Source organism: Thiothrix winogradskyi, from assembly GCF_021650935.1.
Classification (GTDB): Bacteria; Pseudomonadota; Gammaproteobacteria; order Thiotrichales; family Thiotrichaceae; genus Thiothrix; species Thiothrix winogradskyi.
The window spans coordinates 1,058,265-1,082,691 of sequence record NZ_CP091244.1; the positions used below are offsets into that span (position 1 = coordinate 1,058,265).

Consider the following 24,427-nt stretch of genomic DNA (forward strand, 5'->3'; position numbering starts at 1 on the left):
ACGGGTTGCGCTACCAACTTTTTACCAACCTCAAGCGGCCAACCAACCTTTTTCCAACCAACCCCCGTCTACAGTGACCCTAAAGCGATGCATAATGAGGAGGACATTGTGAAGCCATTTACCCCGCCTTTTACCCTAGCGTTACTGTCATTCAGCCTGTTGGCTGCCCTTCCTGTTTTTGCCAAAGATACTGGCTATCTGTTTGTTAGCAGCGAAAAAGACAACAATATCAGCGTACTCGATGCCAAAACCTTTGAAGTGGTCAAGCGGATTGGCACGGCTGCCCGCCCGCGCCACCTGCAATTCAGCCCTGATCGCAGCAAAATTTACGCCGCCTGCGGTGATGGTGCGGCGATTGACATTATCGACGTTGCCAAACTGGAACTGGTCGACCGCATTGCTGGCATCGAAGACCCCGAATTATTCGACATTAGCGCTGATGGCAAAACGCTATATATCTCGCTGGAAGATGATGGCGCACTCGGTATCCTCAATCTGGACGAATACTTTGCTAAACGCGGCGACAAACCCGACCTGAGCGTTGCTGAACCAGCCCCGCCGGGTGAAAGCAGCGAGTCCGAAGACGACAAAGCCGATCACGATGATGATGAAAAAGAGGGGGAAGGCGACGCTGACACCACAATTCCCGGCATGAAAACCGTGGAAGTCGGCGAAGAACCGGAAGGTATCTTGCTCAGCCCGGATGGTAAAACCGTGTATGTGACTTCTGAAGTGGCGAACACTGTCCACGTCGTGGATACCGCCAGCGGTGAGATGCAAGCGAATATCGTGGTCGGCAATCGCCCACGCCGTTTCGCCATGACCCCCGACCAAAAAGAATTGTGGGTCACGAATGAAATCAGCGGTGAAGTCACCATCATTGACCCCGCCACCAACAAAGTGACCAAAACCATTAAGTTCCAGCCCAAAGGTTTCCGCGAGGAAGATGTTACCCCGGTTGGCATTGCCATGAGCAGCGACGGTAAAACTGTGATTGTCGGTTTGGGTGGGGCAAATCACATTGCCTTCGTCGATGTTGCCAGCCAGGCAATTCAGGACTACGTGTTGGTGGGTAAGCGAGCCTGGAACGTGACCTTGAACCGTGATAATAGCTTGCTCTACGTTGCCAATGGCTTGAGCGATGACATCTCGGTAGTGGATATTGCCAGCCGCAAAGTGGTGAAATCGGTGCCGATTGCACGTGTACCGCATACGGTGCTGATTGATGATTAGCAGAATTCTTGTCCTCCTTGCGCTATTGCTGAGTAATGCGGTAAGCGCTGCCGATTTCCCCATCGGCTACCTGCAATTGCAGGATGACGCGCGTTACAGTGGCAAGCGCACCTTTGCGCAATACCTGATGCAGCCACTCGGTCGCCCTTACGCGGGAGCTGAGGTGGCGCTAAAGGAAAGCAAATTCCACGGTTCCGCCGTTGGTGCAGAATTCAAGCTGCAACAGGTCAAAGGTAAAGATACTGCCGACTTGCTGGCGCAGGTGGAGAGCCTCAGTAAGCAAGGCGTGCAGTTTTTCGTGGTGGATACCCCAGCGGCTACGCTGGCGGAATTGGCAGCGGCTACCAAGGGCAAAGACTTGTTGCTATTAAATATTTCTGCCCGCGAAGACAGCTTGCGGCAAGCGCAATGTCAGGCGCATTTGCTGCACCTTATCCCCAATTACGCGATGCTGACCGACGCGCTGACTCAATACCTAAAAGTGCGCAAATGGAATGAAGCGCTGTTATTGCACGGTGGATCTGACGAAGACCTGCAATTGACTGCCGCGTTTGAACGTTCCGCCAAGCGTTACGGCGTGGAAATTGACGAAAAGCGCCCGTTTGAATTGAGCAATGACCCGCGTCACCGTGATCAGAATAATGTGGCGTTGCTGACCGCTGATGCCGATTACGATGTGATTTTTGTCGCGGATACCCACGGTGAATTTGCCCGCAATGTGCCTTACCAAAGCATTAAGCCGCAGTTAGTGGTGGGGTCGGAAGGTTTAGCCCCAGCCGCTTGGCATTGGGCATGGGAACGCCACGGCGCACCGCAATTGGAAAAGCGTTTCGAGAAACACGCCGGTCGCCCGATGCGTGACGTGGACTGGGCGGCGTGGATGGCAGTCAAGGCGATTGCCGAAGCGGTACAGCGCACTGCCAGCACTGACTTTGCCAAACTGCGCGAACACTTGCTGAGTGATGCGTTCATTTTGGATGGTTTTAAGGGCAAACGTAGCAATTTCCGTCCGTGGGATCGCCAGTTACGCCAGCCGATTTTGCTGGGAACGCATAACTGGGTGGTGGAACGCCTGCCGCTGGATGGTTTCCTGCACCAAACCAATAACCTCGACACCTTGGGCTTTGATGAGCGCGATAGCCAATGTAAGTTTTGAGAGCCTGTCTTTGGCGGAGGATACACCCCCGCCATTTTTACTTGGACTAAAAGTCGAAACTAACGCCTCCCATGATTTGCCGCCCGCGTCCGGCGGTTTTGCCATCGACACGGCTGGCGAGGTATTCCTTATCCGCTAAGTTTTCCGCACTGATGAAATAGCTGGCTTTGGAATTACCGGGCTTGTAATTCAAAGAGGCGTTCAACAGGGTGTAGGCGGGAATCGTGCCTTCTTCACCCGATTCATTTTCTACGGTGGTGTTCGCGCCATCCGCAAACTGTTCGCTGACGTGGTTGACACCAATACGCGCATCTAAACCGTTGGGGTGTTCGTAGCCAAGGTTTACGCTGGCAAGGTGCTTGGGTGCGTAGGGCATCCGATTGCCGCTGAGAATATCTTCATCGGCAACATCGGTTTTGAATTTGGCATTGGCAAGATGGGTGTAACTGCCTTGCAGGTAAACATTGCTGCTGGTGTTATTCAGTACCCCAAAGTCAACCCGCCCTGCCAGCTCAACCCCGTTTTGCTGGGTTTTGCCGCCGTTGAAGAAACGCCCGTTATCCTGAATCACAACCTCGTCAAAATCGGTGTGGAACACGGTGGCTTCGGTGGTAATACCGGGCTTGGGTTTGCTGCGCACGCCCAGTTCCCAGTTAGTGCTTTCCTCTGGCTTGGTGTTGCTGACCACCGCACTGTCAGCACCATCGGCACTAATGTCGCGGTCAGGGCGCGGCGGGGCAAAACCTTTGTGGACACCGGCAAACACCGTGGTTTTTTCCTTGCCATTCCAAGCGACCCCAAAGCCGGGCAGGACTTTGGTTTGCTTATTGCTAAGCTGGGATTCGGGGTTGTTTTGCGGTTGACCTTCAGCGCGTTTCACATCGGTGTTGATGGTGAGATCTTCGACCCGCACGCCCGGCGTAATCGACCAGTCACCAAGATGTGAGGTGTTTTGCGCGTAATACGATTTGGCATCGAGGTCAATGTCGATTTGCTCACGATGCCCCGTACCGCCATTCACGCCGACAAAGCTGGTGGCGTAGTCTTTGTCCTGAAAGCGCGGGTCAGCTCCCCGGAATTGGTTACGTTCCTGCGTTTCCTTGTGGTAGCGCATTCCGATCACGGCTTCGTTTTCGACACCAAAAGCGTTATGGCTAATATCCAAGCGCGGTTCAATCCCCCAGTATTGGAAATCGCGGGGTCGCCAGCGCCCACCGCACAATTCCGCATTTTCTTCGGTCGCCACGCCCAAATCTTCACAGCGATCCATCACGGAACGCCCATCCAGACTGCCGGGTTCATTGGTTTGACGGAACGAGGCGCGGCTATTATCGACGTAATAGGCTTGTGTGCTTAGTTTGGCTTTGTCGTTGATTTCCAGCGTGTGTTGCACTTGTGCGGTGGTGCGTTCCTGCTCGAAACGGTCATTTTTACCGGTCGGGGCTTGGAAGGGGTCTTCGGCGTATTCCACTGTTCCCAAGCCGGTTTCAGACACATGCGAATCTTCGGTAAACTGCGATACCTTCGCGGTCAGGGTTTGTTTGTCATTGAGATTGAGCTTGCCCTTGAGGGTGTATTCGCTGACATCGAAATCGTGGTTGGTACGGATACCATCGCCTTGTTTTTTAATGACATCGAGTCGCACCCCGCCTTTTTCATTGCCTGCGCCAATAGTGGCGGCTATCCCTGTGTAATTATTATTGCCAACGCTGGCAGTCACACTGCCTTCTCGCCCATTTTCAGGCACGGGTTGGGTGACGAAATTGATCATGCCGCCGATGGTTTGCGGGCCATACAGCACTTGCCCTGAGCCTTTGACCACTTCAATCGTGTCTACCCGTTCGGTTGGCGTGGTGTAATGGGCGGAAGGGTCGCCATACGGCCCTAAAAACAAGGGCATTCCATCTTCCAGCAGCAAGGTGCGCGAGGAACGCCGGGGGTCTAAGCCGCGCATCCCAATATTCACCCCCAAGCCCATGGTATTTTCACCGACGACATGAATGCCGGGGACGGTGTTTAGGGTTTCTTCTACCGAAAAGGCGCGGCGTTGTTCTAAATCCGCACGGTCAATAATTGCGAATGAGCCGGGAACACCGTCGAGTTTTTTGGGCAAAATACCCACGACATCAATGCTACCCAGTGCCGTGACCTCGGTATCCGCTAGCAATAAGCCAGGGGTCACGCCAACCGCCAGTAATACCGCGATACGCAGTTTGTTATGGGGGAACTGTGTTATTTTCATCCTGCTCTCCTTGGGAATGTGGTTCAATTAACACAGTGTAAAGGTCGGTACGTTGGAAAATCGTTGGGGCGTTCTCAGGATTCTCTCAGAAACTTAAACCCTATGCCGCGCACGGTGTGGATCATGCGGGGAATGCCGTCCGGTTCGAGTTTGCGGCGTAAGTAACCGATGTACACATCTACAGCATTTTCGGTGACGTCAGCGCTGGCATCCCAAGCATGAGTAAGCAGGTGCTGGCGGCTTAACACCTCGCCCGCATGGCGCAGCAAGTATGCCAGCAACAAAAATTCACGTTCCGTCATCGCCAGCAGTTGACCGGCTAAGCGGACTTCGCGGGTATCCAGATTGAGGTGCAGCTCTCCGGCTTGCAGTTGGCGGGTCGGGGCATATTGCAGCGATTGGCGGCGTTCCAAGGCTCGCAGCCGTGCGGTGAGTTCTGAAAATGCAAACGGTTTGGTGAGGTAATCATCCGCTCCGGCATCCAACCCGGCGATTTTGCTTTCCAGCGCATCACGGGCGGATAACACCAAAATCGGCATGGTCGCGGCTGTTAAACGCCAAGCACGGCACACGCTTAAACCATCCATATCCGGCAAGCCCAAATCCAGAATGGCAAGGTTCGGCGGGTTCGCCATCGCCCGCAGTGCGTCTTTGGCGGTTGTGACCCATTCGACTTGCCAGCCTTCCATTGCCAAACCCCGGCAAATAAAGCTGGCAATGCCGGAGTCATCTTCCACCAGTAATACACGCATGGCTGCACTCCTAAAACACAATGGCAATACTGGTGCCGACATTTGGCAGACTGCTAACGTTCACCTCACCGTGATGCTGTTCCACAATCCAGCGAGCAATGCCCATGCCTAAACCGTAGCCACGTCCGTGATGGGCTTGCGTATTCGGGTTGGCTTGGTAATAACGCTCAAACAAATGCGGCAAGTTTTCCGGGGCAATGCCAATGCCAGTGTCGTGGATGCGCAGGGCGATTTTCCCCGTTTCTGCCTGTAAGGATAGGGTAATCGTACCGCCTGCGGGGGTAAATTTAATGGCATTATCCAGCAAGGTCATCAGCAATTGCCGCAACCAATCGGCATCGCCCGTCATGGTGACGGCGTGGTCAGGTAATGCCAATTGGATTACCACTTGGCGGCTGTTGGCAAAGCCTTGGATAGTGCGCACCGTGTCTTGTAACAGCTTGCACCATTCCACGGGTGCAAACTGCAAGCGCAGTACGCCGTTTTCAGCACGGGCGACGGCTAACAAGTCTTGGATGCGGCGTTGCAGGTAAGCGCTATTGGCAAGAATAACGTCCAAGGTTTGGCGGTAGAGTGTGTTATCCGCCTGTGGATTCAGCAGCGCAATATCCGCTTCCCCCATCATGACGGTTAGGGGGGAACGCAGTTCATGGCTGACATCTTCCAAAAAACGCCGCCGGTTGTGATCGGTTTGGCGCAGATGTGCATTGCTGGTTTGTAAGGAACGGGTGCGTGCAGTCAGTAGATAAACCAATGTCAGGGCGGCTACCACACTCATTACCACCATGACGGTAATGATCAGGTGCATGTATTGTTGTAGCTCGCGGTGGGTTTGCTTGACGGTGTGTAACTCGGCTTGTTCGTCGGTTAAGGCGGCATCCAACAACGGTTGCAGGTTTTGTTGATACAACGCCAACACCGTGCCGCTAAACCATTGCAGTTTTGCGTGCATATTGTTCTCGCTAGTGACCGGCGGCTGATTGGCAACGCGGAGTAAATGGTTCAGCTCATGTTGCATCCGTTGGAAATGGTCAATTTCAGCGAATTCTGCGGCTTTATCGTGTGTTTGGACTAGGGCGGCTTCCTGATGACTGATGGTGACTAAGGCTTGAAAGCGTGCTTGGATCTGCTGGGTTGAATCACTTAATGCGGGGGTTGCCTTATCTTGCAATAGCACTGCTATCTGACGGCTGAAATGCTGGTGAATATCACCGTGCAAGCGTTGCAATGCTTGTAATTGCTGATGGGATTTGTCTGAGCGTTCCAGTAAATACCCAAGGTAATGGGTTGCCCACAGATTGGTCATAACCAGCACGCTGATGATGAGCAGGTACAGCGCCATTACTGCTTGAATGCGCCGTCTGAGGGGATGCCAAAATTGCCGGAATGCTTGCATGGGTGTCTCGTTGCTGCTGCTGGGCTTACGTTATGCGCTTTGCGGTTGGCAAAAGGTTGGCATGAGCAAAGCAACCTCCGGTGCAACCAACCAATAACAAACCTTCGCTGTGGCATAGTCCGCATCACGGTTATTTTATTAGCGGAGCTGCGATGAAACATAACGCTTGGTTGTTAGCACTGCATTGGTTGTGGTTCTTTGGCTTATTGCTGATGGGCTTGGCAGCGTTGTGGGATAAGGGCATTTTGCCATGGATGTTCGCGACCGATAACACGTATTTGTGCCTGTTGATGGTGGGGATTTTCCTGCTCACCTGTTTGCACTGTGGGTATCGCAGTGTGTTTTTGTCGCAGCAAACCCATGCCTTGTGGGATTGGGAACAGGGCAAACGCCGCGATAATGGCGCAGTCATCAGCCGTTATTTGCGTGATTTACAGGCGATTGCGAATCCGCAGGAAAAGCAACTCACGGCGGAATTGCTCAGTGCGCAATTGCGCGGGCAACACGAAGTCGGTTGGTTTATCACCGGGGCGCTGATCAAGTTGGGAATGCTCGGCACGGTGATTGGCTTTGTGATGATGCTGGGGTCAATGACGCATTTGGATGCGCTCGATATTACCCAAGTGCAAACCCTGATGAGCCAGATGACGCAAGGCATGAAAATCGCGCTCAATACCACGATTATCGGCTTGGTCGGCAGTATGTTATTGGGGATTCAATACCTGATGTTGGATCGTAGCGCCGATAAATTGGTGCTGGATGCGGTTCACGCCAGCGAGGTAGTGCATGGCGCTGTTTAAACGCCGCAATACGCTGGATGTCGACCCCTTTAGTGATTTGCTGTTTAACGCCTTACTCACCTTTACCTTTTTGTTTTTAATGGCGTTATTGCTGATGAACCCGACCGCGAAAAGCGGCATTATCAACCCGAAAGCCGAGTTCATGATTACGGTGAGTTGGCCGGATAACTCACCCGATGACATTGATACCTGGGTGGAAGGGCCACAAGGCAAGCTGGTGTGGTATTCGCGCCCGCAAACCGGCTTGATGCACTTGGATCGGGATGACCGTGGCATGGCAAATGACATGCAACTCATTGATGGTAAAGAAATCATTAACCCCTTGAATCAGGAGGTGGTAACGATTCGCGGGCGACCACCGGGCGACTATACCATCAACGTGCATTATTACCGCAGCCAAACCCTGCGCCCTGTACCCGTCACGGTGTATGTGGCGGAAGTGAATCCAACCCTGAAAGTACTGCATTACGCCACTACCACGCTAGAGCGGTTGGGCGAAGAAAAAACGGCAGTGCGTTTCAGCATTACCCCGGATGGGCAAATCACCGACATTAATACGCTACAAAAATCCCTCGTGTTAGGAGAAAAACTATGACCGAAATGCTCGCCCTATTGGTGGTGGCGTATGTGTTTTTGCTGGCAATGGTGGTGCTGGTGTTGACACACGGGCGGCTGCATTGGTTGGTAAAATTCGGTTTGGTCATCATTGCCACTGGGTTTTATTGGGTCAGTTATCAGGGCTGGCAACAGGTACAGGGTTGGCCTGCGCAAACCGCTTTGCCGGATAAATTCCTATTGCACGCTTCGGTGATTGAAGAGCCGAATCAGGAACAAGGCACGCCGGGGCGTATCTTTATTTGGGCATCGAATCTGAAAGGCAGCAAACCGGAAGGTGAACCACGTGCCTACCAGATTGAATACGGGCGTGAGGTGCATTCGGCTTTGCAAGATGCGTTACGCAATCAACGCAATGGCAATGTGCAAATCGGTACCAAAGAGCGCAAACGCACCAGCAACGAAATGGCGCAAACCAATGCCAAACAGGTGAGCGATTTGAAAGACGACCTCAAGTTCAGTAATTTGCCCGACCCTGCGTTACCGGAGAAGTGAGATGAAACGCTGGTATTTCACGTTGTTGTGCCTGCCATTGTTGTACGCTTGCGGCAAACCGGCAGCGGATGATTATTTCCCCTTGGATAAGGGTTTGCGTTGGGAATATCAAGTGACGATTACCCAACCGCACCGTGCCGAGAGCAAAACCCTGACAATTGAGAATGTAGCGACGGAAAGCGTGCAAGATACGCCGACTACGGTGCGCCGTACCAGCGATGGCACCGATTACTACATCGCTCGCACAGAGGATGGTCTGTACCGCATTGCCAAACGTACCATCGTGGAATTAGTCCCACAACGGGATGCAACGCCGCGCATGGTATTGCCTGCTACGGTTCGCCAAGCCATCGGTAAAACCTGGTCGAACCCTTCCATGCCCTACCTGATTGAGCGCGTGTTTGAAGGCAATGATGAAATCACCGCCGGTTCACTGCGTTTCCCCATGACCTATACCCTGACGAGTGTGAATGAAACCGTGAGTGTGCCTGCCGGTACGTTTACCCAGTGCGTATTGGTGGAGGGGCAAACCGAATTGTCGCTGTATGCGGATGTGCGCAAAGGCCATTCGCTGGTGCCGATTACTACCCGCGAATGGTATGCACCGGGGGTAGGCTTGGTGAAGTTGGTGCGTGATGAACCGTTGGATACCGACATCTACAAAGGCGGCACGATGACGCTGGAACTGATGCAGTTTACGGATTAGCCCGTTGCACGCCTAGGGCTTGAATGCTTGCGGGGTGACGGTGTGCAGGGGTAAACCGGCTTGTTGCCAGCCGTCGGTGCCATCCTTGAACCAATACACCTGCGTGTAGCCATACTGGCGCACCCGTTGCACGGTATTCCACGACATCCAGCAATCCGCCACGCAAAAGAATACCAGCGGCTTATGTTTGTTGCCGCTGGTTAAGTGTTGTAAGTGGGTTTGTAAATACGTTTCCATCTCGGCATCGAGTGTGCCGTAGCCAACATTGGGTAGCCATACCGCCTCCGGTAGGCTGTAATGGTCTTCATTCGGCAGCCATTCGCTGGGGAAGCCGGGTTCATTGCGCCGCAAAATTGCCCAGACATCAATCAATACCGGCTCAGCCGTTTGCAGCAGGGTTTGCAATTCCGTGACATTGAGGGTGATAGCATTGGGAACACAGGCGGGCGTTGCCCCGCGATAGTGTTCCATTTTTAATTCCGGTGGCATATCCGGGGTACGTTCACATTGGGTAATACCCAAATCCGGCTGGCAGGCAGCTAAGCAGAGAGTGAGTGGGAGTAGGAGGAGTTTCCGCTTCATTCCACCTGTTTCGCCGGTTTCAGGTTCGCTTGTTCCAGCGCGGGGTACAGATGACTGACCGAGCGCCGCAGTTCATTTTTGGCTAATGCTACATCCTTGAAAGCGGCGGGGATGGGCGTTTGCATCACTTCTGTCATGTCCAGCCCATTGGCAGCCGCGTCTTTCAGAGCGGTTTCCAGCCATTGCAGCCATGCACGGGCCTGGGCAATCGGGGCGGAGTCGTTGGCAACGTTGCCATGCCCCGGCACGAGGGTTTTAAAGGGTAAGGCTTGCAGGCTGTCCAAGGTTTGCAGCCATGCATTCAGGGTGGCGTGCGGGGTAGTGGCAGCGCGGTTATTGAAAACCAAATCACCGGCAAACAATACGCCCGTGGTATGGTCAAACAGCACCAAATCGCCAGCGGTATGCCCTTGCAAGGCAATTACTTCCAATTCATGCCCGCCGATGATTTCCTTGCCTGCTTTGGCTTCTTGGGTGGGGGCGCTGATGCGGGTATCGCGCATCCAGTCGCCGATCAGCCGGTACATATTGCCGCTAAAGGTTTCGCCTTCCGCCTTAATGCCGTCGCGTGTAGCGGGCAGGGCGTAAATCGGCACATCGCCATACACTTGATTGCCAAGGAAATGATCGGGGTGATGGTGGGTAATGTAGACTCGCAGGATTTTCTTGCCGGTCAGCTTTTCAATGGCTGCCCGCTGTTGCTCACCGAAACGTCGGGATACGCCCGTATCAATCACCACTACGCCATCGGCAGTGACAATAAAGCCGGTATTGACAATGAAACCGCCATTGGCTTTGGAAAAGTCTTCGGTTTTGCCTTCGATAACGTAAGTATCAGTAGCAATTTGCTGCGGCTGTAAGGCGTAGTCAAAGTCATTAGCGAATACCGCGCCATTCAACAATAACAGAAAGGCAAGCAGTGCCTGCTTGAACCCCTCACCCCAACCCCTCTCCCTCAAGGGGAGAGGGGCTAAGAGTTTATCTTTCTTGCTCCCCCTCGCCCCTTGAGGGACGACGCTGAAAGCGGCTGGGTGCGGGGGCTGGGGGGTGAGGGGTTTCTTGATCATCGCGTTACCTCCGCCGCAATTTTGTTGCCGTTGTTGTCGCGCCCTTCCAGTTTGAAGGTGGTTGCTTTGCCGACATCCAAACTCAGCATGGGGTTTTCGCTGATGGGTTCGTACAGATCCAGTTCTGCCAGCAGATTACCTTGTGCATCCTTGACGTTGAGGTTTTCGATATAGAAATTGGGAATACCGCTTGCCAAGCCGGTATCCATCGGGTGCATGACGCGGATACGCAAACGGTTGTTTTCTGCCCGTTCCCACACATTGGCGGACACTTGACCCAACGATTTGCTCCAGTCACCGGATGAGGTGCCAACGCTGGGCAACGTGCAGCCGCCGCCCGCCGCATTGACGTAAGTGCTACCCACATGCCACACCCCATCAGCGGTTTTTGCCGCCACACGGATAGGGCTGCCTTGTTGCAGTTTCATGCGAAACGCCAGACTCGCGGGTACGGTTTTGGGGCGGAAATTGAGGACGTGGGGCAGCGGGTTTAAATCCGATACCACCACGATTTCCTGAATGCCGCTTAAGGCGCTGGCATCGAACGCAACTGGCACATTCAAGGAATCTTCGGCATCCGCCGGAGCATCCACTTTCACTTTGTCATCGAATACATACGGCTCACCCTTGAGGAAGCGCGAATGCATCGCTCCCCATTGCGGGGAATTGAGCGGATCAAGTTCTGCTGCGCCTGCCGGTTGACAGAGCAGGCAGAGTAATAACCATCTGCCATGCCGGAACATAAAGCCTCACTTCTGCGCAGTGTTTGCCGCAGGGGTTGTGGTGGTCGCAGTCGGTGGTGCGGCGGGGGGGGCATAGGTCAATTTGTGCTGCTCGAAAATCTGTTTTACCGTGCCGTCTCTGACCAACTCTGCCATGGCGTTGTCGATAGCACTGGCAAGTTCGGCGTAATCGGCTTTGACCGCTACACCCATTGCCCAACTATCCCGTGCTAAACCGGGGGTAGTCAGGCGCTGAATCTGAATGTGTTCGGGGCGTTCTGCAAGAACACCTTCCAGTTCACCGCGTGGTCCCATAATTCCGGCAATCTCGCCTTTTTTGAGGGCTTCGGCTGCCAAGGTTAGGTTGGGGAAGTGGCGCACATTGTTGCTGACTTTGCCTTGCAGGGTTTCCAGCAGGTAAAAATCGCTGAGGGTGTCGATTTCTGCCCCAATCGCTTCGCTGGTGAAATTGGCAATGGTGGGTTGTTTGCCGACCTTGTTGGTATCAAACGCAAACACCACCTGTTCCAGTTGGTAAGGCGCTATGAATTTTACCTGATCTACCTTGGCGGAATAGGCGTTGTCATAGGGCATGTGCAGCATCATATCGGTGACACCGCCGCCGAGGTAATGCCCTTTCCAGACATTATTGCGTAAGTCATCTTCAAGCTTTTCATCGCTGGGGGTGACGAGGCGCACTTCGCTTTTGACGCCAAGTTTTTGGGCGATGGCTTCGGCAAGCGCTACGTCAATACCTTGTTGCTTGCCATCCTTGACGAAGGAATACGGTGGGAAATCTTTATACAGTGATGCACTTAATGTGCCTTTGGTTTTGACATTTTCCAGATCAGCGTGTGCTGGGCTTGCCAATAGGCAGCAGGTGATTGCTGCGGTGAATACGGTCGTTAATTGCATACGTCCTCCTTACGTGGGAAACCCCGTACCACTTCTCCCCAAGCGGTACGGGGCAACAATATCACTTCTTGTCTTCAGGTTTGTCTTCAGACTTGGTTTCTTCCTTTTTGTCTTCTTTTTTCTCTTCCTTGGGAGGTGCGTCTACTGACACAGACTCTAGCCAAGAACGGATCGACCACAGACCTTCCTGTGCGACAATGCCGTCAAATTTGGGCATGTAGGTGACGCCGTTGCGGATAGCGCCGTTAATCATGCGTTCTTTAAAAAATTCGTCGCCTTCTGCACCCAGCGGCAGGGTTTCGCGCAAGTCAGGGGCAATCCCGCCGGATACGCCATCAATCCCGTGGCAACGCGCACAGTTTTGGGCGTAAGCCGCGTGGCCGATTTCAATGGCACGTTCATTGCCAGAATACGGGTTGGTGTCTAGCCAGACGGTGCTGTCTTTAAGCGGTTCTAAACCGCTGATGTCAATGGCTTGTGGAGTGACGTCGCCGTGGGCAAATGCATTGACACCGACAACTAAACCCAGCGTTGCTACCACCACAGAAACAGAACGTTTAACGATTTGCATATCTCATACCTTCGATCAAAAATAGCCCCTTACTAGGTGGGTAACGGGGCGGATAGTCCCCCCGTTACCACACTAAACGCGGGAATTAGGATGTTTTCGGCAGTTTGAATACCCACAGGCTGCCACCCTGATTGAGGTGCTTGACGCTTTTAGCGACTTCGCCACCCCACAACGGAACTGCACCACCCCAGCCGGACGGTACGGCAACAAACTGTTCACCGTCTTGTTCCCACGTCACTGGGATGCCGACCACACCAGAGCCGGTCTGGAACTTCCACAGTTCCGCACCTGTTTTGGCATCAAATGCTTTCAGGTAGCCTTCCGGCGTGCCGGTAAACACCAGATTGCCAGCGGTAGTCAGTACGCCACCCCAGAGTGGTGCTTTGTTTTTGGCTTCCCAGACGATTTTGCCGGTTTTCGGATCCATCGCCCGCAATGCGCCGATGTAATCTTCGTTCAATGGCTTGATGGTGAAACCCGCCCCCAAGTAAGCCGCGCCTTTTTTGTAGCTGATCGGCTCGTTCCAGATGTCCATGCCCCATTCGTTGGCAGGCACGTAGAACAGCTCGGTATTCGGGTTGTAAGCCATCGGCATCCAGTTTTTACCGCCTAAGAATGAGGGCGCGGAGAATACCGATGTGCCTTTGTCAGCACCCTCACTGGGTTTGCCGGGGCGGTTGTCGTCAATGTATTCCGGGCGACCGGTTTTCAGGTCAATACCTTTTGCCCAAGTAATCTGGTTGACGAAGGGGGTGGCATTGATCAGCTTGCCATTGGTGCGATCCAGTACGTAGAAGAAGCCATTACGGTCAGCGTGACCACCGGCTTTGATGACCGTGCCGTCTTCTTGCTTCAAGTCAAACGAAATGAATTCGTTGACGCCATCGAAGTCCCAACCATCATGCGGTGTCCACTGGTAGTGCCACTTAATTTTGCCGTCATCGGGGTTGATGGCCAGTAACGAGGAGGAATACAGGTTGTCACCGGGGCGCAGATGCGAGTTCCACGGCGAAGGGTTGCCTGTACCGAAAAACAGTGAATCGGTATCCACGTCGTAAGTACCGCCTAACCAAGTGGCTGCACCACCGGTTTGCCACAAGTCACCCGGCCAGGATTTGTTGGTTTCGCCGGTAATGCCGTTGTCTTTGCCATCCAATGTCCCCATGTGACCTTCGACTGAGGGGCGTGACCAGACCAGTTTGCCGGTTTTGGCATCACGGGCTTCGACTTTACCCACGACACCGAATTCACCACCGGAATTGCCCGTAATGACTTTGCCTTTCACTACAATGGGGGCGGCGGTATTGGAGTAACCCGCTTTGAAATCGCCCAGCTTTTCTTTCCATACCACTTTGCCGGTTTCTTGGTCGAGGGCAACCAGTTGCGCGTCAAGGGTGGCGAAAATAAACAGGTTGTCGTACAGCGCCCCGCCACGGTTTACCACGTCACAGCACGGCATAATGCCTTCGGGCAAGCGGTGGTCGTATTGCCATAGCTCTGCGCCAGTTTTAGCATCAACGGCGAAGGCACGTGAATAGGAGGCAGTGGTGAATATCTTGCCATTATGTACCAATGGCTGGGCTTCCTAACCACGCTGTTTTTCATCCCCAAACGACAGTACATAGGCTGGTACAAGGTTTTTCACGGTCTCGGCATTAAGCTTATCCAATGGGCTGAAACGTTGCCCTTGTAAGCCCATACCGTAACTCACGACATTATCGGTGGTTTTGGCATCGTCGGCGATGTCCTGATCGGTAACGGCGAACGCGGCAGTGGTACTAAACGCAGCGCCAATGGCAAGTGCCAGCACTAATTGACGGAATGAACGCTCTGGTTTCATGAATGGTTTCTCCTCTCCAGCTAAAGCAATTGTAGGTAGAACCCGTAAACGCCTCCCAAAGCGACTTACGGATGTTAGAAAACAGCTTAACGAACATCAGGTTGGAAAAAGGTTGGGCGAATTTGATTTTTGTCGTTGCCGAAAAACGAGGGGTTTGCTAGTGCCAACCCCTAAGCGGCTGCTATCAATCGCCTGTGTAATCACCTGATGATGCGGTGACTTTGCGCAAGTGGGGTCGGCATTGGTCGGGTCGCCGGTCAGTTTGAAGGCTTGGCAATGACAACCGCCAAAATCTTTTTCACGTTCATCGCAGGTGCGGCACGGCTCTTTCATCCAGTCTTCGCCCCGGAACTGATTGAAGGCGGGCGATTCGTTCCAAATCCATTCCAGCTCATGGTCACGCACGTTATGCAGCGCCAACCCCGGTAAATCGCGGGCAGCATGGCAGGGCAACGCCACCCCATCCGGGGCAACCGCAAGGAACACCCGACCCCAACCGCCGACACAGGCTTTCGGGCGGTTTTCGTAATAATCCGGCACCACGTAGTAAATACGCATTTTGCCCTTGAGCTTGGCCTGATACTCATGCGCTACCCGTTCGGCTTCGCGCACTTGTTCCAGTGTCGGTAGCAAATGGTCACGGTTGAGCAATGCCCAGCCTTCAAATTGCGTGGTGGCCAATTCCACGTAATCGGCTTGCAATTCCACGGCTAAATCCAGCATTTGGCTGACGCGGTGGCTGTTCTGGCGGTGGATCACGAAACACAACACCATCGGGTAGCCATTGGCTTTCACCGCTCGCGCCATGTCGAGTTTGTGCTGGAAAGCGTCAGTACCCGCCAGATAATCATTCAGCACCGCGTCATCGGCTTGGAAACTCACCTGAATATGATCCAGCCCCAGTTCGCGGAAACGTTCCACCCGTGCCGCATCCATGCCCACACCCGACGTAATCAGGTTGCTGTAATAGCCGAGTTTGCGGGCTTCACCGATGAGGATTTCCAAATCTTTGCGTACCAGCGGTTCGCCGCCGGAAAAGCCCAGTTGCGCCGCGCCGAGTTGGCGGGCTTGGTGCAATACCCGCAGCCAGCCTTCGGTATCGAGTTCGTCTTTTTTGGGAATAAGGTTGAGAGGGTTACTGCAATACGGGCATTGCAGCGGGCAGGAATGGGTCACTTCCGCTAAGAGCCAGAGCGGCGGCGGTGGTTTAGCCATAACGCACCCACCCACGCTCTAGCGCTTCAGCCAGAAAACTCAGCACATCTTCGCGCAAGTCTTCCGCTTCGTATTCGTTTTCCAAGTCAGCGATGACGCGCACTATGCTGCGTTCGCCATTACAGAACGTCAGAATGGCAGCAGCGGTTTCATTGAGTTGCACCATGCCTTCGGGGTAGAGCAGCACATGGCAGTCTTGCACCGGTTCCCACTGAAAGCGGTAGCCGGGGGCAAGTGCCGGTTTGGCATTCAGGTCAGGCATTTTCCACCTCCGCAATGTTGAAATACGGCGGCATGTGTTGAATGTATGCCAGATACATCGCATCCAGCATTGTCCACAACACATCCAGCTTGAACTTGAGGATTTGCAGAGCGCGTTGCTGTTGCTCGACCGTGGTGAAATGTTGCAGGGTTAACGCCAGCCCGTGATCGACATCGCGGTGGGCTTCGGTCAAACGGTTGCGGAAATATTGCAACCCGGCGTTATCAATCCACGGGTAATGATCCGGCCAGCTTTGCAGGCGCTGGCGGTGCGCGGTCGGGGCGAACAATTCGGTCAGCGAGGAACACACCCCTTCGCGCCAATCAGCGTGATGCACGAAATTGATATAAGCATCTACCGCGAAACGCACGCCCGGCAAGACATGGCGCTGGTCGAGCAATTCCTCACGCGGCACACCGCAAGCTTCGCCTAGGCGTATCCATGCTTCAATCCCACCGTCGGAAACATGGTCGGTGGCAGGCCCGCCGTCGTGGTCGAGGATGCGTTGAATCCATACCCGGCGCACGTCGCGATCCGGGCAATTGAATAGCAGTGCCGCATCTTTGCGCGGAATCGTGACCTGATAATAAAAGCGGTTGGCAACCCAGCCACGCAATTGCGCGGCATTGAGCTTGCCCTCGTACATCATCTGCTGAAATGGGTGGTGAATGTGGTAATAGCGCCCCAGTGAGCGCAATTGCTGTTCAAATTCGGCGGGTGTCCACGCGGTCGTCATCGGTTATCTCCTCTCCCAAAGATTGTCCACAGTATGGAAGTCGTGGGGTTGGAGAAAGGTTGGTTGTTAAAACCGGAGATAGTGGGTATGACGATTATCTTCAATCTGTCGTTATTTGGACTTTTGTATTACAGTTAGTGCATTCATTGAAAAAAGGTAGTATTTGGTATGCAACTGGCAACGATTTCTCCCAAGTTCCAAGTGGTGATTCCACGTGCCATACGTGAGCCGATGGGCATTCAAGTGGGACAAAAAATGCAGGTGTTACGTTACGGTAATCGTATTGAGTTGATTCCATTTAAAATAGCCAAAGAGTTACGCGGATTTTTGCGTGGTATTGATACAACCATCGAGCGTGAAGGTGATCGTGTATGAAGGTCGTGGATTCGTGTGGTTGGTTGGAGTATTTTGCTGATGGTGCAAATGCCGATAAATTTGCAGCCGCTATTGAAGATACCCAACAGTTGATTGTTCCCGTGATCAGTATTTTTGAAGTATTCAAGCGTGTGCTACAGCAACGCGGTGAGGATGCTGCATTGCAAGCCGTTGCAATCATGTCACAAGGGCAGGTGATTGATTTGGATATGTCACTTGCCTTGATGGCAGCGAAACTCTCTGCTGAACTTAAAATGCCTATGGCGGATAGCATCATCCTCACCACTGCACGCCAATACCATGCAGTTGTTCTGACACAAGACAACGATTTTGAAGGCGTGGCAGGTGTGGAGTATTTTAAAAAAGTCACTTAGTCAGCTCGTGACAACTTGGTGAAAAGTTTGGCGTATTCGCTGTAATATCATCAAAAATCGTTTTCAAATCAGTATCACGAAGTTCTTCAGTGCTTGCAGTTATGACGATTCCATGTAACTGCGCCCTAAGATCATACCAGCGTTGCTGTAAAATTTTCCAATTATGTTCATCGTAAGTGCCACGAAATACGACGGATCTGATTTCAATCCGAGAAAAATGTTCAGGTTTTTCGTTCGCTTGACTCTCACGCACAAGCGTATTTTCCCAATGGCTACCAACTCGGTCAACGCGACCAATTTGCTGCTCAACAATACCGGGATTCCATTCGGGATGAAGTAATATAACAATTCGACAGGCTTTATGTAGATTCAAACCTTCACGACCAACCATTGATTGGGCAACTAAAACTTTCGGAAAGCTATGCAAACGGTTAAAAGCCACTTGCATAACCCGACGTGATTCCAGTTTGGTTTCTCCATACATAAATCGAGCGAAACTGCCGCGTTGGTGATTATACTCATAACCTAGCCGCTCTCTAATTAATGGAAAATCAATTATTTTTTCATTCGACTCATCATTATTATCAGCGTTATCTGTATCTACAATAGCTTTGGGTGCATCATCATGATCGGCATTGTCTGTATCCATAATGGCGTTAATTAATTCAATGAATGTATTGGCATAGTCTTTTGGTAATAATTTTTTGTTTCCATCTAATAATTCGTACATGGCGCGGCTTAACCAAATCAATGTATCGTCATCATTTTGGATGTCATGCAATATTTTTCTCATTGGATTAATGCTTTGCCCTAAACCTTGCTGAATCGTATCTATAAGCTGATTTCTAAATGAATTTAAGCGACGTTGTTCCTTATGGTATTGTTTATCCAGCTCACGGTTGATGCTTTCAATTGTAGGAAAACGAGTATCAAGCTGTAACTGAGTACATGCAGCTTGAACTGCTGCCTCCTCATCCTGATGTACCGTAGCCTGTGGCCAATGCGTATTGGTTTGTAGTCGATGTAACATTTGCCTTGCGTTCAACAGATTAACCAATGCTCTCATTGGCTGAGTAAAGCGTCCAAAAACTAGTACTTTTTCATCTTTTTCAATGTATTTTTCAATTTCCTCAACTGTTGCAAGAATAGCAGGATGGTCATAAAGTAATGCTTGTTTTTCAAAGCTATTGCCAATAACAACTAACCACCATTGAATACGTTGCTGACGTTTTTCATCATCATCAACTGATTTTTGATTATCACTTTTCATTTCATCCTGTTTGGGCTTGTCAGATTCTGTGTACAGATGCTGATCAATTAAGGAGGAAATTCCATGTCCATTACCAAGGGTAAGTCTTAATCGTTTCGCTTTGGGGTCATCTGCCTGATTTGCAACGACAGATAATGCTTCGGCTGCGCAAATGGCTTGTTTCCATGATGCAGATAATGAGGCTGTTGTGATTGGGATTTCCTGTTGGTAACGATAGTCACTGGCAGGTAAACCCGTTAATGTCTGAAAGTCTTTGACTGCTTGATCCTCACGCTTATCTCGGCGCAACAGAAAAGGTGACAAGGTGGACTGAAACTGTTTGGCAGCATGTTTGTACTCTTCACGAGTTCTTTCATTACTGCGCCAAGTTTTCTGAAGGTGCTGAACTGCATGGATATAAGTCTCAATAGATGGATGAATGTCATTCATTTGCTCCACATCAAGTTGAATACGTTGCAGTATTTGCTTCCATTGTTCCAAGTGCAATTCCACAGGTGTTGCAGTCAAAGCAACCCGCCGGGTACTAGTGGTTGGTAGAATAACATTACTCAGCAGTCGTGATAGACCACTATCTTCTGCGCGACTTTTATGAGCCTCATCAATAATCACTAAATCAAAAACACCCAAACCAATACCTACTGCTCTTTCCAGCCAGATACGCCCCTCTTTATGCTTATGGTAGAAATCTCCTGAGCGCAATGGCATAGTATTCCATGCATCATTTTCATAGAGATTATCTAATAAATGAAAAGCAGGATGTGAAGCATCTTCAGGAATTTCTTTGACAATACTCTCTGCTGCATTACATACCCAATAATCTGATAAATTTTCACTGAGAGAGCCACGGGGTAATCGCCCATCTTGTCGCTTGCGCCATTCTGCAAACAACCGGGGAAGTAAAGCCCAACGCCAACTATCTGATTTATTACCTAAACGCCAGTTGGTAAATGAGTGTGAGACTAAAACAATATCTTCATTAAACCACGGTGCTTGCTCTTGCGGATCATCTGATTTCCATGCCTTGAGATAAGCCCAAAAGCTTCTTAGTACAGACTTCGTATTAGGTCTACCACATTTTTGTCGTTCGTCTTGCCGTTTTTGTATTTCATCCTGCCATTGATAACCCAAGCCGGGGGGAATCAAAATAGCAACGCGCCCCTTACATTCAACAACAGCATGTGCCAACTCAACCGCTACACGGGTTTTCCCCATGCCAACTTCATCAGCAATCACTACGCCATTATTGGCAATACGATCAGCAAGAGCCAAGATGCTTGCCTGTTGACCATCGTTCAACCATGTTTCTTTGCCTTGCTCACGCAATTGTTTTTGTTTGGCAGCAGAACAACGCAGAATTTCGGCAACTTTTTGCCATCCCTGAAAAGATTGGTTCATGGTTTACTTGCTCCCCAATTTTTTATAGCTGTATACATTCCATTCCTGTTCCAAGCGTAAAAGCATTTCCTCGTAGCATTGTCCTTCACTACTCAGGTTGGTTTCTGCGTAAGCCGGACGGAATGGCTTCTCCCATAATGGACTAAGCGGATTGATGGAAAAATTGCGAAACGCAGATAAAACAACACTGTCTTTTGCTTGTATCAGCGTCTGTTCAAGTCGGTTACACCATGTAAGCCAGTCAACTTGCACTATAGCTGTTTGCTTTTTTGCTATATTTTCAATTAGCTGCATCATTACTCTTGCTGGGTACTGGTTTGATTCAGGCATCCCTATTACATTGTTTGATTGCATAACGTTAGATTCAGTGTCATCCGTATCTGTTGGCAAGTCTTCATCTTCAGGTGGTTGTGGGAAATTGAGCAATTGCCACCACGCATCTTCTAGTTCCAATTGCGGTAATGCAGTACCGGCAAAACGACCATGCTCATCCATCACCGGAACTTCAGTTTGAAACTCGCTATCACCATTGAACCAACGAACCGTAACTTGCCGAGGTTTAGCTTCAACCCAATTAAAGTAGCCTGAATTATCTGTCGCGCATGGTGTGCCGGAAACGCACAGTACATCAAACGGAGTTGTGTCTAAATTTCCAGCTTCATCCGGCACTTTGAGTTTTCCAATGCCATTACTTTCACACCAAACTAGGCAAGCTACAGGAGCAGCAATAAATTGAGTATCACGTTCTGGCATTCCATCTCCTGCACTCAACTTATCAGGGGTTGAATTCAGGTCGTCCTTCCATTGCATAGGCAAAACATTGGTGATTAAGTTCTGCGGCAAGGTTTCTTTGTTACCTTCCCATTGGAAATTTTGCGGGGCAATGATAATGCCAGCTTCAAGATTTCCACCTGATACTGATGTTTTTTGTGCAAATCCAGGAAGTGTCAGATTGCCCGATCCTAGATACAACCATGCGTTATTGCAATACGGGGAATTTTTTCGATAAGTAGCTGAAAACAAAAATTTCGCATGTAAAAATTTTTCTTGTTTTCCTAGAAATGGCGGTTGACCTGCTTTTCTAACACTCCATCCCTGTTTTTTAATTGCATCAATAGAATGAACGATGCACTGGCAATCTAATGGATTTATGAAAACATCTATTTCAGCAGAGTTAGTTAACAAGTCCGCATCTTGAAGTGAATCAACGATTTTACCAAGAACAGTAGGAAGACCCGCACTATTATTAGCTTCATAGAAACCTGACCCCATCGCAAGATAGTTACGACGGATATTTGGATCAGCAAGCTCTGAAATCTTTCCAACTAACTGAGCTAAGAGGGAATGCCTGCGATTATCAAAGAAGCGGGATGATTCTGATGTTTTAATCTCACTGATTTTTTGTAACCATTTCTCGACCTGTACCCTTTTTCTATAAGATTCAGTTTCAATGTTAGTACGCAATTGCAGCAGCCGATCATCAAAATACTCTGTCAGCCAAACCATCATCTGCCATGCTTTATGAACGTCTACACAAGCTTGTTGCCTTTCTTTATTTTTATGAATATCCGTCAAGGTTTGACTGTCAACATCAACTCGCCATGCTAGATCAAGACTATCTTCAAGCGTATTTTTTGTCCAGTTTCCAGTGGAAACAATCAAGCGTATACACCATCGTGATTGCTCAGACTCATGTTGAAATCCCAGTATGGCAACTTTGGCATGTAACAATTTAAACGGTGGGTTTTTCCGTATTGGCAGATGCAACAAGCCCGGTGCAGCAGTCATCGAAATTTGTGGATTACCTGCATCTAGCAATATCGCTAAAACGATACGCCCACTATAAGCACGTTGAGCATTAGTCTGATGTGAGAACCGTTCTAATGCATTATTAAGAAAATCACTATCGGCTGAGTAGCCACACAACCAACCAAAAGTTCCAATAAAATTCTCTGGTGGTTCAAAGTGATGCACCAAAGAAGGAGGAGAGAATTTGCTCATCACTCATCCTCCGTATTTTTATTGCCAACTAACCACTGATCAAGCTGACCATGTAGATCAATATTTAATAGAAACAGATTGCGCATTCGGTAAGAAATTCCTTCTGGCCACTCAGGCCACTGCATATCAGATGAAACATCTGTTTCTATCCCTGAATCTTCTTGGTCATCAACGGTGTTGGAGTGTTGAGCTATATCTGAGCCAATGAATGCCATGCCGGGTACAATGAAATGGTTTCGCTGTTTCAATACACGACCATCACGTTGTACAAGACTGGTAATAATCTTTTCATCATCTTGTACGCATTCGTTTACAAAACTGGTGGCTATTTTGCTGGGAGAAGGATCATGACTGAGATGGATAAAATCTGTTGCTCGTTTTTTTAGTTCTGTAATCGCAGATTGAATTTCTGAAGGCAGAGCGTTTCGTAAATCTAGATGTTGCTTTGCTTGATTGCCAATCTGCAACTCCACTTGGTCTAATACATTAAGTGCAGCCTGACGAGTGAGAAAAAACATTCCACCGGATTGTAAATCATCCCAATGCAACTGTTCCAGCATCGGTGGCTTTGATCGCCAATCTAGCTTTTGCCCCGGATTGCCAAGCAAATATTCCATCCAGTTTAAGGCAGCCTTGCGGCGATTCGCACCAAAACTATCTATATCGGCAGCGATGAGCCGTTCTCGCAAGAAGTCACAGGCATTCAACGGCATTGATGTTTTGGGGGATAAAACAGGTCGTAGACCCGCAGTATTGATATTCTTTTTATTCCCATTTATCCATTCGGCAAGAATTTTAATGGGGGTTTTCTGGGAACGATAATCGTCACAAACCATATTTGTCAGTGTATGACCATGATGGGTACACGCAAATGAGTTGAAACGCCCTCCATTTGACTCCACAAACCCTAACGCTCGTAATGCCTGAACTGTTGCCATCCGCATGGGTTGGGAAACATAAAAGCCAGATTTGGAAACAACGAAAAAACTGAGGTCTACCTTGCTTTTATTTTTTAATTTGGTAACACCACGCAGGCGGGAATCCGCTTTCCTTGTCTCGTTCTTCTCGTTCAAGGCTAGACAGCATCCGAGTGCTTCAACCGCATTAGCAACCCTAATGTTATCTACTGGCTTGCCTTGACTTCGCACATACTCGGCAACACTGACTCCAAGTGTGGCAAGAAATAATTGTTTGCCAAACCAAACACCCCCCATGCCGGGTACAGCAAGATCATTGAATGCACGGACAGCAGCACCAAGCCCTAAAGTACGTGTACGTTTGGTGCTTTCCAGTGTTTCTGCACCAAGTAGCCCCCAAGAATAAGTCATTGATAGTCGTCCTATTCGTAGCCCCAAAAGATTAAAATTCTATCAGGTAAAATGTGTGAAGTGTATACGAATAGGTTTTATAAATGTAAGTTTCTACAATTCCAGCAACATCCCATCAAACGCAACCTCAATCCCCGCTGCTGCCAGTTCAGCACGTTCGGGCGAGGTTTCTTCCAGAATCGGGTTGATATTGTTGATGTCAATTAGAATCTTGCGGGTATCGGGAAAATTCCCTAGTCATTCGATCATGCAGCTCTAACCCGATTACGGCAGAGTCATTTAGGAAGTCTATAGCGCCCCAATGAGCGCAATTGCTGTTCAAATTCGGCGGGTGTCCACGCGGTCGTCATCGGTTATAGGAATCCGCCCTGATTCGTGT

General features: G+C 50.4%; 24 protein-coding genes. 8 read left to right on the forward strand and 16 right to left on the reverse strand.

Features of this window, described 5'->3' with window-relative positions:
• The first annotated feature begins 108 nt into the window (after positions 1–108).
• Positions 109–1,233, forward strand: coding sequence for a YVTN family beta-propeller repeat protein (locus tag L2Y54_RS05415; RefSeq protein ID WP_236500774.1), 1,125 nt, complete (start codon positions 109–111; stop codon positions 1,231–1,233).
• A complete protein-coding gene (locus L2Y54_RS05420; RefSeq protein WP_236500775.1) occupies positions 1,226–2,389 on the forward strand; it encodes an ABC transporter substrate-binding protein in 1,164 nt (387 codons plus the stop codon). The genes L2Y54_RS05415 and L2Y54_RS05420 overlap by 8 nt, the downstream gene beginning before the upstream one ends.
• A gap of 46 nt (positions 2,390–2,435) precedes the next feature.
• Here L2Y54_RS05420 and L2Y54_RS05425 read toward each other — a convergent pair whose 3' ends face one another.
• The 3 genes from L2Y54_RS05425 to L2Y54_RS05435 all read right to left on the reverse strand — a co-directional run bounded on the left by L2Y54_RS05425 (position 2,436) and on the right by L2Y54_RS05435 (position 6,779).
• Positions 2,436–4,631, reverse strand: a complete 2,196-nt coding sequence (locus L2Y54_RS05425; RefSeq protein WP_236500776.1) for a TonB-dependent receptor family protein — start codon at positions 4,629–4,631, stop codon at positions 2,436–2,438.
• Between the two features lie 74 nt (positions 4,632–4,705).
• Positions 4,706–5,383 (reverse strand): response regulator transcription factor, encoded by a 678-nt coding sequence (locus tag L2Y54_RS05430; protein ID WP_236500777.1) that lies wholly within the window; start codon positions 5,381–5,383, stop codon positions 4,706–4,708.
• A 10-nt stretch (positions 5,384–5,393) separates the two neighbouring features.
• Positions 5,394–6,779 carry a sensor histidine kinase gene (locus L2Y54_RS05435; protein WP_236500778.1) on the reverse strand — a complete coding sequence of 462 codons (1,386 nt, stop codon included), beginning with the start codon at positions 6,777–6,779 and terminating at the stop codon, positions 5,394–5,396.
• Between the two features lie 152 nt (positions 6,780–6,931).
• Here L2Y54_RS05435 and L2Y54_RS05440 point away from each other — a divergent pair, with 152 nt between their 5' ends.
• Genes L2Y54_RS05440 through L2Y54_RS05455 form a run of 4 tightly spaced genes read left to right on the forward strand, consistent with a single transcriptional unit; the run spans position 6,932 to position 9,395 of the window.
• Positions 6,932–7,579: a MotA/TolQ/ExbB proton channel family protein gene (locus L2Y54_RS05440; protein WP_236500779.1), complete on the forward strand. Its 648-nt coding sequence runs from the start codon at positions 6,932–6,934 to the stop codon at positions 7,577–7,579.
• Positions 7,566–8,174 carry a hypothetical protein gene (locus tag L2Y54_RS05445; RefSeq protein WP_236500780.1) on the forward strand — a complete coding sequence of 203 codons (609 nt, stop codon included), beginning with the start codon at positions 7,566–7,568 and terminating at the stop codon, positions 8,172–8,174. Before L2Y54_RS05440 ends, L2Y54_RS05445 begins: the two co-directional genes overlap by 14 nt.
• Entirely contained in the window at positions 8,171–8,689 is a 519-nt protein-coding gene (locus tag L2Y54_RS05450) for a hypothetical protein (RefSeq protein WP_236500781.1), read from the forward strand. The genes L2Y54_RS05445 and L2Y54_RS05450 overlap by 4 nt, the downstream gene beginning before the upstream one ends.
• Position 8,690: 1 nt before the next feature.
• Entirely contained in the window at positions 8,691–9,395 is a 705-nt protein-coding gene (locus L2Y54_RS05455) for a hypothetical protein (protein ID WP_236500782.1), read from the forward strand.
• A 12-nt stretch (positions 9,396–9,407) separates the two neighbouring features.
• Here L2Y54_RS05455 and L2Y54_RS05460 read toward each other — a convergent pair whose 3' ends face one another.
• From L2Y54_RS05460 to pqqC, 10 genes are all read right to left on the reverse strand, one after another.
• Positions 9,408–9,977: a rhodanese-like domain-containing protein gene (locus L2Y54_RS05460; protein ID WP_236500783.1), complete on the reverse strand. Its 570-nt coding sequence runs from the start codon at positions 9,975–9,977 to the stop codon at positions 9,408–9,410.
• Complete coding sequence (locus L2Y54_RS05465; protein WP_236500784.1) at positions 9,974–11,044, reverse strand: quinoprotein relay system zinc metallohydrolase 1; 1,071 nt, start codon at positions 11,042–11,044, stop codon at positions 9,974–9,976. The genes L2Y54_RS05460 and L2Y54_RS05465 overlap by 4 nt, the downstream gene beginning before the upstream one ends.
• A complete protein-coding gene (locus L2Y54_RS05470; RefSeq protein ID WP_236500785.1) occupies positions 11,041–11,787 on the reverse strand; it encodes a quinoprotein dehydrogenase-associated SoxYZ-like carrier in 747 nt (248 codons plus the stop codon). Before L2Y54_RS05470 ends, L2Y54_RS05465 begins: the two co-directional genes overlap by 4 nt.
• A gap of 6 nt (positions 11,788–11,793) precedes the next feature.
• Positions 11,794–12,681 carry a substrate-binding periplasmic protein gene (locus L2Y54_RS05475; RefSeq protein WP_236500786.1) on the reverse strand — a complete coding sequence of 296 codons (888 nt, stop codon included), beginning with the start codon at positions 12,679–12,681 and terminating at the stop codon, positions 11,794–11,796.
• 61 nt (positions 12,682–12,742) lie between these two features.
• Positions 12,743–13,252, reverse strand: a complete 510-nt coding sequence (gene pedF, locus L2Y54_RS05480; RefSeq protein ID WP_236500787.1) for a cytochrome c-550 PedF — start codon at positions 13,250–13,252, stop codon at positions 12,743–12,745.
• Positions 13,253–13,337: 85 nt separating this feature from the next.
• Positions 13,338–14,825 carry a methanol/ethanol family PQQ-dependent dehydrogenase gene (locus L2Y54_RS05485; RefSeq protein ID WP_311196226.1) on the reverse strand — a complete coding sequence of 496 codons (1,488 nt, stop codon included), beginning with the start codon at positions 14,823–14,825 and terminating at the stop codon, positions 13,338–13,340.
• A 12-nt stretch (positions 14,826–14,837) separates the two neighbouring features.
• A complete protein-coding gene (locus L2Y54_RS21750) occupies positions 14,838–15,092 on the reverse strand; it encodes a hypothetical protein (protein ID WP_311196227.1) in 255 nt (84 codons plus the stop codon).
• A 96-nt stretch (positions 15,093–15,188) separates the two neighbouring features.
• A complete protein-coding gene (pqqE, locus tag L2Y54_RS05490) occupies positions 15,189–16,307 on the reverse strand; it encodes a pyrroloquinoline quinone biosynthesis protein PqqE (protein ID WP_236500788.1) in 1,119 nt (372 codons plus the stop codon).
• Entirely contained in the window at positions 16,300–16,569 is a 270-nt protein-coding gene (pqqD, locus tag L2Y54_RS05495; protein WP_236500789.1) for a pyrroloquinoline quinone biosynthesis peptide chaperone PqqD, read from the reverse strand. Before pqqD ends, pqqE begins: the two co-directional genes overlap by 8 nt.
• Complete coding sequence (pqqC, locus tag L2Y54_RS05500; RefSeq protein ID WP_236500790.1) at positions 16,562–17,305, reverse strand: pyrroloquinoline-quinone synthase PqqC; 744 nt, start codon at positions 17,303–17,305, stop codon at positions 16,562–16,564. Before pqqC ends, pqqD begins: the two co-directional genes overlap by 8 nt.
• 168 nt (positions 17,306–17,473) lie before the next feature.
• On the opposite strand from pqqC, the gene L2Y54_RS05505 reads away from it, so the two are divergent.
• Together L2Y54_RS05505 and L2Y54_RS05510 are read left to right on the forward strand one after the other, a co-directional pair.
• The gene (locus L2Y54_RS05505) at positions 17,474–17,680 is read left to right on the forward strand and encodes an AbrB/MazE/SpoVT family DNA-binding domain-containing protein (RefSeq protein WP_236500791.1); all 207 of its coding nucleotides are present in this window, start codon (positions 17,474–17,476) and stop codon (positions 17,678–17,680) included.
• Complete coding sequence (locus tag L2Y54_RS05510) at positions 17,677–18,054, forward strand: type II toxin-antitoxin system VapC family toxin (RefSeq protein WP_236500792.1); 378 nt, start codon at positions 17,677–17,679, stop codon at positions 18,052–18,054. The genes L2Y54_RS05505 and L2Y54_RS05510 overlap by 4 nt, the downstream gene beginning before the upstream one ends.
• Here L2Y54_RS05510 and L2Y54_RS05515 read toward each other — a convergent pair.
• From L2Y54_RS05515 to L2Y54_RS05525, 3 genes are read right to left on the reverse strand one after another with little or no spacing between them, the layout of a single operon-like run.
• Entirely contained in the window at positions 18,047–20,719 is a 2,673-nt protein-coding gene (locus tag L2Y54_RS05515; RefSeq protein WP_236500793.1) for a helicase-related protein, read from the reverse strand. The genes L2Y54_RS05510 and L2Y54_RS05515 overlap by 8 nt on opposite strands.
• 3 nt (positions 20,720–20,722) lie before the next feature.
• Positions 20,723–22,720, reverse strand: coding sequence for a phospholipase D-like domain-containing protein (locus L2Y54_RS05520; RefSeq protein ID WP_236500795.1), 1,998 nt, complete (start codon positions 22,718–22,720; stop codon positions 20,723–20,725).
• On the reverse strand, positions 22,720–24,048 hold the full coding sequence (locus tag L2Y54_RS05525) for a hypothetical protein (protein WP_236500796.1): 1,329 nt from the start codon (positions 24,046–24,048) through the stop codon (positions 22,720–22,722). Before L2Y54_RS05525 ends, L2Y54_RS05520 begins: the two co-directional genes overlap by 1 nt.
• Between the last annotated feature and the right edge of the window lie 379 nt (positions 24,049–24,427).

Bases quoted from the DNA above. Each gene is read 5' to 3' on its own strand.
- L2Y54_RS05420 (WP_236500775.1), top strand. From the start codon at position 1,226: ATGATTAGCAGAATTCTTGTCCTCCTTGCGCTATTGCTGAGTAATGCG.
- L2Y54_RS05425 (WP_236500776.1), bottom strand. From the start codon at position 4,631: ATGAAAATAACACAGTTCCCCCATAACAAACTGCGTATCGCGGTATTA.
- L2Y54_RS05430 (WP_236500777.1), bottom strand. From the start codon at position 5,383: ATGCGTGTATTACTGGTGGAAGATGACTCCGGCATTGCCAGCTTTATT.
- L2Y54_RS05435 (WP_236500778.1), bottom strand. From the start codon at position 6,779: ATGCAAGCATTCCGGCAATTTTGGCATCCCCTCAGACGGCGCATTCAA.
- L2Y54_RS05440 (WP_236500779.1), top strand. From the start codon at position 6,932: ATGAAACATAACGCTTGGTTGTTAGCACTGCATTGGTTGTGGTTCTTT.
- L2Y54_RS05445 (WP_236500780.1), top strand. From the start codon at position 7,566: ATGGCGCTGTTTAAACGCCGCAATACGCTGGATGTCGACCCCTTTAGT.
- L2Y54_RS05450 (WP_236500781.1), top strand. From the start codon at position 8,171: ATGACCGAAATGCTCGCCCTATTGGTGGTGGCGTATGTGTTTTTGCTG.
- L2Y54_RS05455 (WP_236500782.1), top strand. From the start codon at position 8,691: ATGAAACGCTGGTATTTCACGTTGTTGTGCCTGCCATTGTTGTACGCT.
- L2Y54_RS05460 (WP_236500783.1), bottom strand. From the start codon at position 9,977: ATGAAGCGGAAACTCCTCCTACTCCCACTCACTCTCTGCTTAGCTGCC.
- L2Y54_RS05465 (WP_236500784.1), bottom strand. From the start codon at position 11,044: ATGATCAAGAAACCCCTCACCCCCCAGCCCCCGCACCCAGCCGCTTTC.
- L2Y54_RS05470 (WP_236500785.1), bottom strand. From the start codon at position 11,787: ATGTTCCGGCATGGCAGATGGTTATTACTCTGCCTGCTCTGTCAACCG.
- L2Y54_RS05475 (WP_236500786.1), bottom strand. From the start codon at position 12,681: ATGCAATTAACGACCGTATTCACCGCAGCAATCACCTGCTGCCTATTG.
- pedF (WP_236500787.1), bottom strand. From the start codon at position 13,252: ATGCAAATCGTTAAACGTTCTGTTTCTGTGGTGGTAGCAACGCTGGGT.
- L2Y54_RS21750 (WP_311196227.1), bottom strand. From the start codon at position 15,092: ATGAAACCAGAGCGTTCATTCCGTCAATTAGTGCTGGCACTTGCCATT.
- pqqE (WP_236500788.1), bottom strand. From the start codon at position 16,307: ATGGCTAAACCACCGCCGCCGCTCTGGCTCTTAGCGGAAGTGACCCAT.
- pqqD (WP_236500789.1), bottom strand. From the start codon at position 16,569: ATGCCTGACCTGAATGCCAAACCGGCACTTGCCCCCGGCTACCGCTTT.
- pqqC (WP_236500790.1), bottom strand. From the start codon at position 17,305: ATGACGACCGCGTGGACACCCGCCGAATTTGAACAGCAATTGCGCTCA.
- L2Y54_RS05505 (WP_236500791.1), top strand. From the start codon at position 17,474: ATGCAACTGGCAACGATTTCTCCCAAGTTCCAAGTGGTGATTCCACGT.
- L2Y54_RS05510 (WP_236500792.1), top strand. From the start codon at position 17,677: ATGAAGGTCGTGGATTCGTGTGGTTGGTTGGAGTATTTTGCTGATGGT.
- L2Y54_RS05515 (WP_236500793.1), bottom strand. From the start codon at position 20,719: ATGAACCAATCTTTTCAGGGATGGCAAAAAGTTGCCGAAATTCTGCGT.
- L2Y54_RS05520 (WP_236500795.1), bottom strand. From the start codon at position 22,720: ATGAGCAAATTCTCTCCTCCTTCTTTGGTGCATCACTTTGAACCACCA.
- L2Y54_RS05525 (WP_236500796.1), bottom strand. From the start codon at position 24,048: ATGACTTATTCTTGGGGGCTACTTGGTGCAGAAACACTGGAAAGCACC.